Below are 14563 nucleotides of genomic sequence, written 5' to 3' on the forward strand. Positions count from 1 at the left end.
CGTGCGTCGGGGGCGACCCGCGCCTCCTGGCCCTCGATCCGCGTGGATCCGGGGAAGCGGGCCGATCCCGACACGCCCGTGATTCGCGACACGCCCGGGTTGCACGGATGCCGTGCCTATGCGAGACTTGTCCGGTTCCGAAATTCCGCGCGCGTTCGCGTGCGCAGGATCACTGCTCTGGCAGTGCACAACCCCCCTGTCCAGCAGGGCTGGGTTGGGCCGCAGGCAGCAGAACACGATCGACTCCCCACCAAGCGTGACGGGCACTGCTGTGCCCAGAGCGTGCGGGAGACGACATGCCCACGCTGAACGGCCCAGGTCGCTCCGCGCGGTTGACACGAGAACAGCGGTCATCCCCAGCGGATGCGGCCGGTTGGTTCACAGAAAACAGCCAAGCCCTGCAGGAATGCACGGTGGCGGCGTCAGGCGGCCCGAGGGTGCGCGGCGCAGAGAGGACAAAGAGACACATGGCGGGACAGAAGATCCGCATCCGGCTCAAGTCGTACGACCACGAGGTCATCGACACGTCGGCCCGGAAGATCGTCGACACGGTGACCCGTGCCGGTGCGACCGTGGTCGGCCCGGTGCCGCTCCCCACCGAGAAGAACGTGGTCACCGTGATCCGTTCTCCCCACAAGTACAAGGACTCGCGCGAGCACTTCGAGAAGCGCACGCACAAGCGGGTCATCGACATCGTCGACCCGACGCCGAAGGCCGTCGACTCGCTCATGCGACTCGACCTCCCGGCCGACGTCAACATCGAGATCAAGCTGTAAGGGGGCTGGACTGATGGCGAACTCAACCAAGACCGTCAAGGGCCTCCTCGGCAAGAAGCTCGGGATGACCCAGGTGTGGGACGAGAACAACAAGTTCATCCCCGTCACCGTGATCGAGGTCGGCCCGAACGTGGTCACCCAGATCCGCAACGTCGAGCGCGACGGCTACGAGGCGATCCAGATCGCCGCCGGCGCCATCGACCCGCGCAAGGTCAACAAGCCGGCCGCCGGCCACTTCGAGGCAGCCGGGGTCACCCCGCGCCGCACCCTCACGGAGATCCGCACCAACGACTCCGCTGAGTACACGCTCGGCCAGGAGCTCACCGTCGACACGTTCGAGGCGGGCCAGAAGGTCGACGTCGTCGGCACCTCCAAGGGCAAGGGCTTCGCCGGTGTCATGAAGCGCCACGGCTTCGCCGGTGTGTCCGCTTCGCACGGTGCCCACCGCAACCACCGCAAGCCCGGTTCGATCGGTGCTTCGTCGACCCCGTCGCGTGTCTTCAAGGGCATGCGCATGGCGGGTCGCATGGGTGGCGAGCGTGTGACCGTCCTCAACCTCACGGTGCACGCCGTCGACGCCGAGAAGGGTCTGCTGCTCGTCAAGGGCGCGATCCCCGGTGCTCGCGGTCGCTCCGTCTTCGTCCGCACCGCCGTGAAGGGTAAGTGATCATGGCCACCACGACCGCAACCACGATCGACGTCCTCGACGCATCGGGCGTCAAGTCCGGCACCGTCGAGCTCCCCGCCGAGCTCTTCGACGTCGAGACCAACGTCCCGCTGATCCACCAGGTCGTCACTGCGCAGCTCGCAGCCGCGCGTCAGGGCACCCACAAGACCAAGAACCGCGGCGAGGTCCGCGGTGCTGGTCGCAAGCCGTTCAAGCAGAAGGGCACCGGCCGCTCCCGTCAGGGTTCGGTCCGCGCTCCGGAGCACACCGGCGGTGGCGTCGTCCACGGACCGACCCCGCGCGACTACTCGCAGCGCACCCCGAAGAAGATGATCGCCGCTGCTCTGCTCGGCTCGCTCTCGGACCGCGCCCGCGGTGGCCGCATCTCCGCTGTGGAGGGCTTCGTCGCGGCCGAGGTGCCGTCGACCAAGACCGCCCGCACGCTCATCGAGAAGGTCGCGCCCGTCAAGCACGTGCTCGTCGTGCTCGAGCAGGACGACGAGCTCACGCTCAAGTCGATCCGCAACCTGCCGAACGTCCACGCGCTCTCGTACGGCCAGCTCAACGCCTACGACGTGCTCAAGGCCGACGCGCTCGTCTTCAGCAAGAGCGCACTCGACGCCTTCATCGCGTCGAAGACCGCGAAGGAGATCTCCGCATGAGCGGCTTCAACAAGGACCCGCGCGACATCATCATCTCGCCGGTCGTCTCGGAGAAGAGCTACGGCCTGATCGACCAGGGCAAGTACACGTTCATCGTGGACCCCCGTTCGAACAAGACCGAGATCAAGCTCGCCATCGAGAAGATCTTCGACGTCAAGGTCGCGAGCATCAACACGCTGAACCGTCCGGGCAAGACCCGTCGCACGCGCTTCGGCATGGGCAAGCGCAAGGACACCAAGCGTGCCATCGTGACGCTCAAGTCCGGTTCGATCGACATCTTCACGGCTGTCGGCTGAGGACCAGAGGGATAAATCATGGCTATTCGTAACTACAAGCCGACGACCCCCGGTCGTCGCGGCTCGTCGGTCGCCGACTTCGCTGAGATCACCCGTTCGACGCCGGAGAAGTCGCTGCTTCGTCCGCTGCCGAAGACCGGTGGCCGCAACAGCTCCGGCCGCATCACCACCCGTCACATCGGTGGTGGCCACAAGCGTCAGTACCGCGTGATCGACTTCCGTCGTCACGACAAGGACGGCATCGACGCCAAGGTCGCGCACATCGAGTACGACCCGAACCGCACGGCGCGCATCGCGCTCCTGCACTACGTGGACGGCACGAAGCGCTACATCATCGCGCCGAACAAGCTCAAGCAGGGCGACGTCATCGAGCAGGGCGCCGGCGCGGACATCAAGCCGGGCAACAACCTGCCGCTGCGCAACATCCCCGTGGGTACCGTCGTGCACGCGATCGAGCTCCGCCCCGGTGGCGGCGCCAAGCTCGCGCGTTCAGCCGGCGCCTCGGTGCGTCTCGTCGCCAAGGACGGCCCCTACGCGCAGCTCCGTCTGCCGTCGGGCGAGGTCCGCAACGTCGACGCACGCTGCCGCGCCACGATCGGCGAGGTCGGCAACGCCGAGCAGTCGAACATCAACTGGGGCAAGGCCGGCCGCATGCGCTGGAAGGGCGTCCGCCCGACCGTGCGTGGTGTCGCGATGAACCCGGTCGACCACCCGCACGGTGGTGGCGAGGGCAAGACCTCCGGTGGCCGTCACCCGGTCAGCCCGTGGGGTCAGGCCGAGGGTCGCACGCGCAAGCCGAACAAGCCGAGCGACAAGCTCATCGTCCGTCGCCGTAACGCCGGCAAGAAGCGCAAGTAGGAGTTCAGAAGATGCCACGCAGTCTGAAGAAGGGCCCCTTCGTCGACGAGCACCTGCTCCGCAAGGTCGTCACGCAGAACGAGGCCAACACCAAGAACGTGATCCGCACCTGGTCGCGTCGCTCGATGATCATCCCGAACATGCTCGGGCACACGATCGCCGTGCACGACGGCCGCAAGCACATCCCGGTGTTCGTCACCGAGTCGATGGTCGGTCACAAGCTCGGCGAGTTCGCGCCGACCCGCACCTTCCGTGGTCACGTGAAGGACGACAAGAAGGGCCGTCGCCGCTAAGGCGGCGACGCAGAGGAGGAACGAAATGGTGGAGTCGATCGCACGCGTGCGACACATCCGCGTCACGCCTCAGAAGGCCCGTCGCGTCATCGAGCTGATCCGCGGCAAGCAGGCCCACGAGGCCCTCGCCATCCTGAAGTTCGCCCCCCAGGGCGCTTCGGAGCCCGTGTACAAGCTGGTCGCCTCGGCGATCGCGAACGCGCGGGTCAAGGCGGACTCGACGAACAGCTTCCTCGACGAGCGCGACCTCTACGTGAGCCGCGTCTTCGTCGACGAAGGTACGACCCTGAAGCGGTTCCAGCCGCGCGCCCAGGGCCGCGCCTTCCGCATCAACAAGCGCACCAGCCACATCACGGTCGTCCTCGCGACGCCGGATGAGGTCGAGGCTGCCGCGACGAGCAAGAAGGCGAGCAAGTAATGGGCCAGAAGGTCAACCCGTACGGCTTCCGTCTCGGGATCACGACGGACCACGTCTCGCACTGGTTCACCGACAGCACGAAGCCGGGTCAGCGCTACGCCGACTACGTGGCCGAGGACATCAAGGTACGCGAGTACCTGAAGAAGACCCTCGACCGCGCCGGCGTCGCCCGCATCGAGCTCGAGCGCACCCGTGACCGCGTCCGCGTGGACATCCACACCGCGCGTCCGGGCATCGTCATCGGTCGCCGTGGCGCCGAGGCGGAGCGCGTCCGTGGCGAGCTCGAGAAGCTCACCAAGAAGCAGATCCAGCTCAACATCCTCGAGGTCAAGAACCCCGAGACCGAGGCCCAGCTCGTCGCGCAGGGCATCGCCGAGCAGCTCTCCGCTCGTGTCGCGTTCCGTCGCGCCATGCGCAAGGGCCTGCAGGGTGCACAGCGCGCCGGCGCCAAGGGTGTCCGCATCCAGGTGTCGGGTCGTCTCGGCGGCGCCGAGATGTCGCGCTCGGAGTTCTACCGCGAGGGCCGCGTGCCCCTGCACACGCTCCGCGCGAACATCGACTACGGCTTCTACGAGGCCCGGACCACGTTCGGCCGTATCGGCGTGAAGGTCTGGATCTACAAGGGCGACATCACGAACAAGGAGCTCGCTCGCGAGCAGGCGAACCAGCGTTCGTCGCGCCCGGAGCGTCGTGGCGGCCCCCGTGGCGAGCGCGGCGACCGCCGTGGCGGCGACCGTGGCGGCCGTCAGCAGCAGGCCCCGCAGGACGCGCCGGCCGGCGCAGGAGTTGAGGCGTAACCATGCTTATTCCCCGTCGAGTCAAGCACCGCAAGCAGCACCACCCGAAGCGTTCGGGCCAGGCCACCGGTGGCACCAAGGTGTCGTTCGGTGACTACGGCATTCAGGCGCTGACGCCCGCTTACGTGACCAACCGTCAGATCGAGTCCGCTCGTATCGCCATGACGCGTCACATCAAGCGTGGCGGCAAGGTGTGGATCAACATCTACCCGGACCGTCCGCTCACGAAGAAGCCCGCCGAGACCCGCATGGGTTCCGGTAAGGGTTCCCCCGAGTGGTGGGTCGCCAACGTCAAGCCGGGCCGTGTGCTCTTCGAGCTCTCCGGCGTCAACGAGGACATCGCCCGTGAGGCGCTGACCCGTGCAATCCACAAGCTGCCCCTCAAGGCACGCATCATCAAGCGCGAGGAGGGCGACGCATAATGGCGATCGGTTCCAAGGAGCTCCGTCCGACGGAGCTCGACACGTTCGAGAACGAGCGTCTTGCTGACGAACTGAAGAAGGCCAAGGAGGAGCTCTTCAACCTCCGCTTCCAGTCGGCCACCGGCCAGCTGGAGAGCCACGGTCGTCTCCGTGCCGTCAAGCGCGACATCGCTCGCATCTACACCGTCCTCCGCGAGCGCGAGCTCGGCATCCGTGCCACTCCCGCGCCCGTCGAGACCGCCCCCAAGGCCAAGAAGACGACCAAGAAGGCTGAGAAGCCGGCTGAGTCGGCCGAGGCCGAGACCGCCGAGGAGAAGTAATGGCGAACGAAGAGAAGACCTCCGCCGCCTCCGCTCGCGGCTACCGCAAGACGCGTCGTGGCTACGTCACGAGCGACAAGATGGACAAGACCATCGTGGTCGAGGTCGAGGACCGCGTGAAGCACGCGCTCTACGGCAAGATCATCCGTCGCACGTCCAAGGTGAAGGCCCACGACGAGCTCGGCACCGCTGGTGTCGGCGACCTCGTCGTGATCAGCGAGACCCGTCCCCTCAGCGCTTCCAAGCGCTGGCGCCTGGTCGAGATCCTCGAGAAGGCCAAGTAGGCCCCGGCCTGCTTCGGAATAGGAGACAGCAGTGATTCAGCAGGAATCCCGCCTCAAGGTCGCCGACAACACGGGTGCCAAGGAGATCTTGACCATCCGCGTGCTCGGTGGCTCGGGTCGTCGCTACGCCGGTCTCGGTGACGTCATCGTCGCCACGGTGAAGGACGCCATCCCCGGCGGCAACGTGAAGAAGGGTGACGTCGTCAAGGCGGTCATCGTTCGCACCAAGAAGGAGACCCGTCGTCAGGACGGCTCCTACATCAAGTTCGACGAGAACGCGGCAGTGATCCTCAAGGCTGACGGCGACCCGCGCGGCACGCGCATCTTCGGTCCGGTCGGTCGCGAGCTCCGTGACAAGAAGTTCATGAAGATCATCTCGCTCGCGCCGGAGGTGCTGTAAGCCATGGCGAACATCAAGAAGGGTGACCTGGTCCAGGTCATCACGGGTGCCAAGCAGGAGCGCGGCGGTGACCGCGGCAAGCAGGGCAAGGTCATCGAGGTCCTCAAGGACAAGAACCGCGTCGTCGTCGAGGGCGTGAACTTCGTCACGAAGCACGTCCGCGTCGGCCAGACGCAGCGCGGCTCGAAGACCGGTGGCATCGAGCAGCACGAGGCTCCGATCCACGTGTCGAACGTCGCCATCGTCGACCCGAAGACCAAGAAGCCGACCCGCGTCGGTTTCCGCAACGAAGAGGTGGAGAAGGACGGCGTCAAGAAGACCGTCCGAGTCCGCTACGCCAAGAAGTCGGGTGAGAAGCTCTGATGACCGACACGACTGCCGCGCCGGCGACCAAGGTCGAGCCGCGCCTCAAGCAGAAGTACAAGAACGAGATCAAGGCTGCCCTCACCGAGCAGTTCGGGTACGCGAACGTCAACCAGGTCCCCGGCCTGGTCAAGGTCGTCGTGAACACCGGTGTCGGTGAGGCCGCTCGCGACTCGAAGATCATCGAGGGGGCCATCAAGGACCTCACGGCGATCACGGGTCAGAAGCCCCAGGTCACGAAGGCCCGCAAGTCCATCGCGCAGTTCAAGCTGCGTGAGGGCCAGGCCATCGGCGCGCACGTTACCCTCCGTGGTGACCGCGCGTGGGAGTTCATCGACCGTCTCGTGACCCTCGCACTGCCCCGCATCCGCGACTTCCGCGGTCTCAGCGACAAGCAGTTCGACGGCAACGGCAACTACACGTTCGGTCTCACGGAGCAGTCCGTGTTCCACGAGATCGACCAGGACCGCATCGACCGCGTGCGTGGCTTCGACATCACCGTCGTGACCACCGCGAAGTCGGACGACGAGGGCCGCGCGCTGCTCCGCCAGCTCGGGTTCCCGTTCCGTTCTGCCGAGCAGACGGTCTAAGATACTTCGGGCGGTGCGGGCCGGAGGATTCACGTCCTCCGGCCCGCACGCACGAACACACCGATCCAGGGGAATCGCCCCGGGATCACCCGATCGCTCAGGTCGGCATTCGTGGAACGGGTGTCGAAACCAGGCGAAGAATGGACGACCATCATGACGATGACCGATCCGGTCGCAGACATGCTGACCAGATTGCGGAACGCGAACTCGGCGCACCACGACGCCGTCTCGCTTCCCAGCTCCAAGCTGAAGAAGAACATCGCTGAGATCCTCAAGCGCGAGGGTTACATCAGCGAGTGGAAGATCGAGGACGCCCGCGTGGGCGAGACCCTCACGATCGACCTGAAGTACGGCCCCGAGCGCGAGCGTTCGATCGCCGGCATCAAGCGCGTCTCGAAGCCCGGTCTCCGGGTCTACGCGAAGTCGACGGAGATCCCCCAGGTCCTCGGTGGCCTCGGCGTGGCGATCCTCTCGACCTCGTCGGGACTGCTCACCGACCGTGAAGCCGAGCAGAAGGGCGTGGGTGGGGAAGTCCTCGCCTACGTGTGGTGATCGACAATGTCTCGTATCGGACGTCTTCCCATTGACATCCCCGCTGGCGTGACCGTCTCCATCGATGGTCAGAACGTCGCGGTCAAGGGCCCGAAGGGCGAGCTCGCGCTCGTCGTCGCGGAGCCCATCCAGGCCAAGGTCGAGGAGAACCAGGTCCTCGTCACCCGTCCGGACGACGAGCGCAGCTCGCGTGCGCTGCACGGCCTGACCCGCACCCTCATCGCGAACAACATCGTCGGCGTGACCCAGGGCTACTCCAAGGGCCTCGAGGTCGTCGGCACCGGTTACCGCGTGCAGGCGAAGGGCAACAACGTCGAGTTCGCGCTCGGCTACTCCCACCCGATCACGGTCGAGCCGCCCGCGGGCATCAGCTTCGCCGTCGAGGGCAACAACAAGCTGACCGTCAACGGCATCGACAAGCAGTCCGTCGGCGAGGTCGCTGCAAACATCCGCAAGCTGCGCAAGCCCGAGCCCTACAAGGGCAAGGGTGTCCGCTACGCCGGCGAGATCGTGCGCCGCAAGGCCGGAAAGTCAGGTAAGTGATCATGGGTCTCCTCAAGACACGAGGCAAGAGCAAGTCGGCGGCCAAGGCGCGCCGTCACAACCGCCTCCGCAAGAAGATCACCGGCACCGAGGCCCGTCCGCGTCTCGCTGTCACCCGTTCGGCGCGTCACGTGTTCGTCCAGGTCATCGACGACGCCAAGGGCCACACGCTGGCCAGCGCGTCGACGATGGAGGCCGACCTCCGTACGTTCGACGGCGACAAGACCGCCAAGGCCCGTCGTGTCGGCGAACTCCTCGCCGAGCGCGCGAAGGCCGCTGGCGTCGAGGCCGTGGTCTTCGACCGCGGTGGTAGCAAGTACGCCGGTCGCGTCGCCGCGATCGCCGATGGTGCCCGTGAAGGAGGGCTGAACCTGTGAGCGACATCGCGAACACGAACGAAGACGCCAACGTCGAAACGACCGAGGCCGCTGAGGCGACCGAGGCTGGGGCCACGAGCACCACGGCCCCCGCGGCCAAGGAGCCCGAGGTCCCCGTCGTCGAGCGCCCCGTCGAGACCGCAGCCGGTTCGGCATCGAACAACCGCGACTCCGCCGACAACCGTGGCCGCCGTGGTGGCGGTCGCGACCGTCAGCAGGGTGGCGGCCGTGGCAACGACCGCAACGGTCGGGGTGGCGACAGCCAGTTCCTCGAGCGCGTCGTGACCATCAACCGCGTCTCCAAGGTCGTCAAGGGTGGTCGTCGCTTCAGCTTCACCGCGCTCGTCGTCGTCGGTGACGGCAACGGTCTCGTGGGTGTCGGCTACGGCAAGGCCCGCGAGGTCCCGACCGCCATCTCGAAGGGTGTCGAGGAAGCGAAGAAGAACTTCTTCCGCGTCCCGCGCGTCGGCAACACGATCCCGCACCCGGTGCAGGGCGAGGCCGCTGCTGGCGTCGTGCTCCTCCGTCCGGCCGCTGCCGGTACCGGTGTCATCGCCGGTGGTCCGGTCCGTGCCGTCCTCGAGTGCGCCGGTATCCACGACGTCCTGAGCAAGTCGCTCGGTTCGTCGAACACCATCAACATCGTGCACGCGACCGTCACGGCGCTGCAGCAGCTCGAGGAGCCCCGTGCGGTCGCAAGCCGTCGCGGTCTCCCCGTCGACCGGGTCGTCCCGGACCGTCTGCTCCAGGCCGAGGCCGCTGCTCTGCGTGCCGCGTCCGAGAAGGCAGGTGCGTGATGGCGATGCTGAAGATCACGCAGACGAAGTCCGTTATCAGCGAGAAGCAGTACCAGCGCGACACGCTCCGCAGCCTGGGTCTCAAGCGCATCGGCCGTACGGTCCTGCGTGAGGACAACGCCCAGAACCGCGGGTACGTCGCAACGGTCGCGCACCTCGTGAAGGTCGAGGAGGTCGACGCATGAGCGACGAGAAGAACGAGCGCGTGCAGGTCCTGAAGCTGCACCACCTCCGTCCGGCAGAGGGCGCCAAGAAGGCTCGCACCCGCGTCGGTCGTGGTGAGGGCTCCAAGGGCAAGACCGCCGGCCGTGGTACCAAGGGCCAGAAGGCTCGTTACCAGGTCAAGGTCGGCTTCGAGGGTGGGCAGATGCCGCTGCACATGCGCACCCCGAAGCTCCGCGGGTTCAAGAACCCGTTCCGCGTCGAGTACCAGGTCGTGAACCTGGACAAGATCGCGGAGCTCTACCCCAACGGTGGCGACGTCACCGTCGCGGACCTGGTCGCCAAGGGCGCCGTCCGCAAGAACGAGAAGGTCAAGGTTCTCGGTCAGGGTGACATCAGCGTGAAGCTCACGGTCTCGGTCGACAAGGTCTCGGCGTCCGCCGCCGAGAAGATCGCGGCTGCTGGCGGCACCGTCTCCCAGTAACCCCGTCGGCGGCCCGTGCGTTTGCGCACGGGCCGCCGTTACGGTTTCCTTGACAGTGGTCGGCGTCCGCCGGCCAGGTCGGTCCTGCCGACCACACCGGTGACGGCCCCTCGACGGGCCGCCGGTCCCAGAAGTTCGGAGTCCTCGTGTTCAGAGCGGTCGCGCGCATCATGCGCACCCCAGATCTTCGCAAGAAGATCGGCTTCACCCTCGCGATCATCGCGCTGTTCCGCCTGGGGTCGTACATCCCCGCGCCGTTCGTCGACTACGCATCCGTGCAGACCTGTCTCGCCAGCGCTTCGTCGCAGCAGGGTCTGTACGACCTGATCAACCTCTTCTCCGGCGGCGCGCTGCTGAAGCTCTCGGTCTTCGCGCTCGGCATCATGCCGTACATCACGTCGTCGATCATCGTGCAGCTGCTCCGCGTGGTCATCCCGCACTTCGACGCCCTCTACAAGGAGGGGCAGTCCGGTCAGGCGAAGCTGACGCAGTACACGCGCTACCTCACCATCGCGCTCGGCGTGCTGCAGTCCACCACCCTGATCACGGTCGCCCGCTCCGGCGCCCTGTTCGGTACCAACGCCTCGGCCTCCTGCTCGTCGATCATCTCGAACGACAGCTGGTACGCGATCATGCTCATGGTCGTCACCCTGACCGCCGGTACCGGCCTCATCATGTGGATGGGCGAGCTCGTCACCGAGCGCGGCATCGGCAACGGCATGTCGCTCCTCATCTTCACGTCCATCGCGGCGCAGTTCCCGTCGGCGCTCTGGGCGATCGAGCAGTCGAACGGCTTCGAGCTGTTCCTGTTCGTCATCCTCGTCGGACTGGTCATCATGATGGCCGTCGTGTTCGTCGAGCAATCGCAGCGGCGGATCCCCGTGCAGTACGCCAAGCGCATGGTCGGTCGTCGCACCTACGGCGGCAACAACACGTACATCCCGATCAAGGTGAACATGGCCGGCGTCGTGCCCGTCATCTTCGCCTCGTCGCTGCTGTACCTGCCGGCCCTGGTCGCGCAGTTCAACCAGCCCTCCGACGGCAGCGAGCCGGCGGCGTGGGTGACCTGGATCCAGAACAACCTGACCTCGGGTGACAACTGGTTCTACATGGTCCTGTACTTCCTGCTCATCGTCGGATTCACGTACTTCTACGTCGCGATCACCTTCAACCCCGAAGAGGTCGCCGACAACATGAAGAAGTACGGCGGCTTCATCCCGGGCATCCGGGCCGGTCGTCCGACGGCCGAGTACCTCGACTACGTTCTCACCCGGGTGACGTTGCCCGGCTCCCTGTACCTCGGTCTCATCGCCCTGATCCCGCTGGCGGCGCTGGCGTTCTTCGGTGCGAACCAGAACTTCCCGTTCGGCGGCGCGAGCATCCTCATCATCGTGGGTGTCGGCCTCGAGACCGTGAAGCAGATCGACTCGCAGCTGCAGCAGCGTCACTACGAAGGGCTTCTCCGTTGAGCGCACGTCTCATCATCGTCGGACCTCCCGGAGCCGGGAAGGGCACCCAGGCCGGTCGCATCGCCGACGCGTTCGGGATCCCCGCCGTCTCGACGGGTGACATCTTCCGCAAGAACGTCGCAGAGGGCACCCCGCTCGGCGTCCAGGCGAAGGCGATCATGGACGCGGGCGACTACGTCCCCGACTCGCTCACGAACGAGCTCGTGAAGTCGCGCCTGCACGAAGCCGACGCCGAGAACGGCTTCCTGCTCGACGGCTACCCCCGCACGGTCGGGCAGGTCGAGTACCTCGACGCGCTCCTCGCCGAGCAGGGCACCGGCATCGACGCGGTCGTGCAGCTCGTCGCCGACCAGGACGAGCTCGTCGGCCGCCTCCTGAAGCGCGCCGAGGAACAGGGCCGCAGCGACGACAACGAGGAGACCATCCGTCGTCGGCAGCAGGTCTACACCGAGCAGACCGCTCCGATCGTGGCGGCGTACGGCGAGCGTGGGCTCGTCGTCGACGTCGACGGCCTCGGTGGCATCGACGAGGTCGGCGACCGGATCCAAGCCGCGCTGTCCTCGCGTGGGCTGACCGCGGGCGTCTGACGCCAGCGTGGTGCGGTTCCGCAAGCCCTCGATCTACAAGACGCCGGACGAGCTCCGCGCCATGGTGCGTCCGGGTCTGCTGACCCACGACGCACTGGCGGCGGTGCGCGACGCGATCCGTCCGGGCATCACCACGGGCGAGCTCGACGCCATCGCCGAGCGGGTCATCCGCGACGGCGGCGGCATCCCGAACTTCCAGCTCGTCCCGGGCTACCGGCACACGCTCTGCGTGTCGGTGAACGACGAGATCGTGCACGGGATCCCGGGGGAGCGTGTGCTCCAGCCCGGTGACGTCGTGTCGGTCGACGCCGGTGCCGAGGTCGACGGCTGGAACGGTGACAGTGCCTTCACGGTCGTCGTCCCGGGTGGTGACGCCGGCGTCAGTGCGGCCCGGCAGACGCTCTCGGACACCACCGAGCGCGCGCTCTGGCACGGCATCGCCGCGCTCGCGCACGCGAAGCACCTGCACGAGGTCGGCGCCGTCATCGAGGACGCCATCGACGAGACCGGCGCGTGGGGCATCGTCGAGGACTACACCGGCCACGGCATCGGCCGCTCGATGCACGAGGACCCGCCCGTCTTCAACTACCGCGTCCGTGGCGCCGGTCCGGCGGTCAAGCCCGGACTCGTGGTCGCGATCGAGCCGATGGTCACGGCCGGCACCATCGACAGCTCGACGGACGACGACGACTGGACCGTCCGCACGCTCGACGGTTCCGACGCGGCGCACTGGGAGCACAGCATCGCGGTGCACGCCGACGGCATCTGGGTGCTGACGGCGGCCGACGGCGGCGCCGAGGGCCTGGCCCCGCTGGGTGTGACGCCGGTCCCGATCCCGTAGGGCGCGCCTCCCGTCGGTCGCATGTCCCGCAGGCGTGACCGCCTGGCCGGGCGCGTGCGCGCCGTCGCGTCCGGTCCCGTCGGACGGCCAGGAGGCGCGGTGCGGCCCCGCCACGCGCCTCCGGTCCGAACCTGCGCACGTCCACGACGTCTGCACCGTGTGGACCACGTGCACTCGTCGTCAGCGTGCGCACCCGCGCGCGCTGCGCGACGGGCGTCGCGCGCTGGCCTCAGTCGTTGCCGACGGAGCAGGTCTCCTCGGACGCGCTCTGTCCGGTGATCGACGAGGGCAGCGGCGTCGCCGAACCGGTCGCGGCGCTCGTGGCGGTGCCGGACGCCGTGCCGGTGCCGCTGCCGGCCGCGGTACCCGAGGACGTCCCGGCCGAGGACCCACCGGCCGACGACGTCCCGGTCGAGGTCCCCGTGGACGGAGCAGCGGTCGCCGTCCCGCTCGAGCCGGAGGACTCCTCCGACGCGCGCCCCGTGCTCGAGTCGCTCAGCGAGGTCTTCTGGTCGTTCTGCAGCGCGACGTTGAGGGTGTGGGCGGCGTCCTGGTCGACGATCACGCGCGCGCTGTCCTCGGGGTCGTCCGCGACCGGGTACTGCACGAACAGCATGTTCGCCGTGCTCATCCCGCGCAGGGCCCCGGCCAGTCCGACGAGCGTGCGCGCCTGGGCGAGGCCGTCGGACAGCGTCATGTTCGACAGCGCGGCGCCGGCGAGCTTGTAGAGCGTGATCGGGTTCGAGAGCGTCCCGTCCGAGGTGACCTTGCGCAGCAGGGCCGACAGGAACACCTGCTGCGAGCTGATGCGCGCGAGGTCGCTCCCGTCGCCGACACCGTGCCGGGTGCGGAGGAACGCGAGCGCATCCGTGCCCTCGAGCTTGTGCGAGCCGGCCGTCAGGTGCAGGTTCGTGTAGGAGTCGTTGATCGGGTCCGCGACGCACACGTCCACGCCGCCGAGGGCGTTCGACATCTCGATGACGCCGTCGAACGTGATGAGCCCGGCGTACGGGATGCTCAGGCCGGTGAGGTTCTCGACGGTGTCGACGACGCACGAGACCCCGCCGTTCCCGAGGGCCGTGTTGAACTGCGCGGACGTGGCCGCCGGGTACGTGGTCCCGCTCTCGGGGTTCGTGCACGCCGGGATCGGCACCATGAGGTCGCGCGGGAAGCTCACCGCGGTCAGCTGGGTGTGGTCCTGCGAGATGTGGATCAGCATCGTGACGTCGTTGCGGGCGCCCTCGACGTCCTCGTCCGAGTCGAACTGCCCGATGCGGGTGTCGCTGCCGATGAGCAGGATGTTCGCACCGCCCTTGATGGCCGTGATGTCGGCCGTCTGCGCGGTGCTCTGGTCGTCCGTGCTGAGCTTGACCGTCCTCGGCGCCGTGGCGAGCTGCGCACCCGCGATGGCGGCGACGCTCGTCCCGCTCACGAGGACGACGGCGAGGGTGGACGCCACGATCGACGCGAGCGTGCCCCATCCGCGGCGGCGCGGGAGGCGGCCGTGGCGGGCGAACGGGCGTCGGGTGGCGTCGTGCACGTGGTCTCCGTTCGGTGGTCCGTGCGGCGCGGTCTGCACGGGCGGGGGCGACGGCCACGCTAGGG

General features: G+C 67.5%; 24 protein-coding genes. 23 read left to right on the forward strand and 1 reads right to left on the reverse strand.

All coding sequences use genetic code 11. The features are described 5' to 3' along the window. Positions 1 to 467 precede the first annotated feature (467 nt). The 23 genes from rpsJ to map all read left to right on the forward strand — a co-directional run bounded on the left by rpsJ (position 468) and on the right by map (position 12958). On the forward strand, positions 468 to 776 hold the full coding sequence (gene rpsJ / locus ACEN8D_RS12860; RefSeq protein ID WP_022903286.1) for a 30S ribosomal protein S10: 309 nt from the start codon (positions 468 to 470) through the stop codon (positions 774 to 776). A 13-nt stretch (positions 777 to 789) separates the two neighbouring features. Next, a complete protein-coding gene (gene rplC, locus ACEN8D_RS12865; RefSeq protein ID WP_070417684.1) occupies positions 790 to 1443 on the forward strand; it encodes a 50S ribosomal protein L3 in 654 nt (217 codons plus the stop codon). Between the two features lie 2 nt (positions 1444 to 1445). After that, on the forward strand, positions 1446 to 2105 hold the full coding sequence (gene rplD / locus ACEN8D_RS12870; protein ID WP_070417685.1) for a 50S ribosomal protein L4: 660 nt from the start codon (positions 1446 to 1448) through the stop codon (positions 2103 to 2105). Beyond that, complete coding sequence (gene rplW, locus ACEN8D_RS12875) at positions 2102 to 2401, forward strand: 50S ribosomal protein L23 (protein WP_022903283.1); 300 nt, start codon at positions 2102 to 2104, stop codon at positions 2399 to 2401. Before rplD ends, rplW begins: the two co-directional genes overlap by 4 nt. Before the next feature lie 18 nt (positions 2402 to 2419). Beyond that, complete coding sequence (gene rplB, locus ACEN8D_RS12880) at positions 2420 to 3259, forward strand: 50S ribosomal protein L2 (RefSeq protein WP_070417686.1); 840 nt, start codon at positions 2420 to 2422, stop codon at positions 3257 to 3259. Between the two features lie 11 nt (positions 3260 to 3270). Further along, positions 3271 to 3552 carry a 30S ribosomal protein S19 gene (gene rpsS, locus ACEN8D_RS12885; protein WP_022906343.1) on the forward strand — a complete coding sequence of 94 codons (282 nt, stop codon included), beginning with the start codon at positions 3271 to 3273 and terminating at the stop codon, positions 3550 to 3552. A 25-nt stretch (positions 3553 to 3577) separates the two neighbouring features. After that, the gene (gene rplV / locus ACEN8D_RS12890) at positions 3578 to 3970 is read left to right on the forward strand and encodes a 50S ribosomal protein L22 (RefSeq protein WP_022906344.1); all 393 of its coding nucleotides are present in this window, start codon (positions 3578 to 3580) and stop codon (positions 3968 to 3970) included. Then, positions 3970 to 4767 (forward strand): 30S ribosomal protein S3, encoded by a 798-nt coding sequence (gene rpsC, locus ACEN8D_RS12895; RefSeq protein ID WP_022906345.1) that lies wholly within the window; start codon positions 3970 to 3972, stop codon positions 4765 to 4767. The genes rplV and rpsC overlap by 1 nt, the downstream gene beginning before the upstream one ends. 2 nt (positions 4768 to 4769) lie before the next feature. Next, a complete protein-coding gene (gene rplP, locus ACEN8D_RS12900; protein ID WP_022906346.1) occupies positions 4770 to 5189 on the forward strand; it encodes a 50S ribosomal protein L16 in 420 nt (139 codons plus the stop codon). Beyond that, positions 5189 to 5509, forward strand: coding sequence for a 50S ribosomal protein L29 (gene rpmC / locus ACEN8D_RS12905; protein ID WP_022906347.1), 321 nt, complete (start codon positions 5189 to 5191; stop codon positions 5507 to 5509). Before rplP ends, rpmC begins: the two co-directional genes overlap by 1 nt. Further along, positions 5509 to 5793 (forward strand): 30S ribosomal protein S17, encoded by a 285-nt coding sequence (gene rpsQ / locus ACEN8D_RS12910; RefSeq protein WP_022906348.1) that lies wholly within the window; start codon positions 5509 to 5511, stop codon positions 5791 to 5793. Before rpmC ends, rpsQ begins: the two co-directional genes overlap by 1 nt. A 31-nt stretch (positions 5794 to 5824) precedes the next feature. After that, positions 5825 to 6193: a 50S ribosomal protein L14 gene (gene rplN, locus ACEN8D_RS12915; RefSeq protein WP_017885523.1), complete on the forward strand. Its 369-nt coding sequence runs from the start codon at positions 5825 to 5827 to the stop codon at positions 6191 to 6193. A gap of 3 nt (positions 6194 to 6196) precedes the next feature. Next, positions 6197 to 6556 carry a 50S ribosomal protein L24 gene (rplX, locus tag ACEN8D_RS12920; RefSeq protein ID WP_022906349.1) on the forward strand — a complete coding sequence of 120 codons (360 nt, stop codon included), beginning with the start codon at positions 6197 to 6199 and terminating at the stop codon, positions 6554 to 6556. Further along, positions 6556 to 7146, forward strand: a complete 591-nt coding sequence (rplE, locus tag ACEN8D_RS12925; RefSeq protein ID WP_022906350.1) for a 50S ribosomal protein L5 — start codon at positions 6556 to 6558, stop codon at positions 7144 to 7146. Before rplX ends, rplE begins: the two co-directional genes overlap by 1 nt. Positions 7147 to 7299: 153 nt before the next feature. After that, a complete protein-coding gene (gene rpsH, locus ACEN8D_RS12930) occupies positions 7300 to 7698 on the forward strand; it encodes a 30S ribosomal protein S8 (protein ID WP_022906351.1) in 399 nt (132 codons plus the stop codon). Between the two features lie 6 nt (positions 7699 to 7704). After that, the gene (gene rplF, locus ACEN8D_RS12935) at positions 7705 to 8241 is read left to right on the forward strand and encodes a 50S ribosomal protein L6 (RefSeq protein ID WP_031261772.1); all 537 of its coding nucleotides are present in this window, start codon (positions 7705 to 7707) and stop codon (positions 8239 to 8241) included. A 2-nt stretch (positions 8242 to 8243) separates the two neighbouring features. Continuing rightward, complete coding sequence (gene rplR / locus ACEN8D_RS12940) at positions 8244 to 8618, forward strand: 50S ribosomal protein L18 (RefSeq protein WP_031261773.1); 375 nt, start codon at positions 8244 to 8246, stop codon at positions 8616 to 8618. Next, the gene (gene rpsE / locus ACEN8D_RS12945) at positions 8615 to 9415 is read left to right on the forward strand and encodes a 30S ribosomal protein S5 (protein ID WP_413398053.1); all 801 of its coding nucleotides are present in this window, start codon (positions 8615 to 8617) and stop codon (positions 9413 to 9415) included. Before rplR ends, rpsE begins: the two co-directional genes overlap by 4 nt. Next, the gene (gene rpmD, locus ACEN8D_RS12950) at positions 9415 to 9600 is read left to right on the forward strand and encodes a 50S ribosomal protein L30 (protein ID WP_022906355.1); all 186 of its coding nucleotides are present in this window, start codon (positions 9415 to 9417) and stop codon (positions 9598 to 9600) included. Before rpsE ends, rpmD begins: the two co-directional genes overlap by 1 nt. Beyond that, positions 9597 to 10061 carry a 50S ribosomal protein L15 gene (rplO, locus tag ACEN8D_RS12955; RefSeq protein ID WP_022906356.1) on the forward strand — a complete coding sequence of 155 codons (465 nt, stop codon included), beginning with the start codon at positions 9597 to 9599 and terminating at the stop codon, positions 10059 to 10061. The genes rpmD and rplO overlap by 4 nt, the downstream gene beginning before the upstream one ends. A 146-nt stretch (positions 10062 to 10207) precedes the next feature. Further along, the gene (gene secY, locus ACEN8D_RS12960) at positions 10208 to 11530 is read left to right on the forward strand and encodes a preprotein translocase subunit SecY (RefSeq protein ID WP_022906357.1); all 1323 of its coding nucleotides are present in this window, start codon (positions 10208 to 10210) and stop codon (positions 11528 to 11530) included. Further along, positions 11527 to 12117, forward strand: coding sequence for an adenylate kinase (locus ACEN8D_RS12965; RefSeq protein ID WP_070417689.1), 591 nt, complete (start codon positions 11527 to 11529; stop codon positions 12115 to 12117). Before secY ends, ACEN8D_RS12965 begins: the two co-directional genes overlap by 4 nt. 61 nt (positions 12118 to 12178) lie before the next feature. Next, positions 12179 to 12958, forward strand: a complete 780-nt coding sequence (gene map / locus ACEN8D_RS12970; protein ID WP_413398057.1) for a type I methionyl aminopeptidase — start codon at positions 12179 to 12181, stop codon at positions 12956 to 12958. 229 nt (positions 12959 to 13187) lie between these two features. On the opposite strand, the gene ACEN8D_RS12975 is transcribed toward map, so the two are convergent. Then, positions 13188 to 14498 carry an LCP family protein gene (locus ACEN8D_RS12975; RefSeq protein WP_413398052.1) on the reverse strand — a complete coding sequence of 437 codons (1311 nt, stop codon included), beginning with the start codon at positions 14496 to 14498 and terminating at the stop codon, positions 13188 to 13190. Between the last annotated feature and the right edge of the window lie 65 nt (positions 14499 to 14563).

The organism is Curtobacterium sp. Curtsp22, from assembly GCF_059492135.1.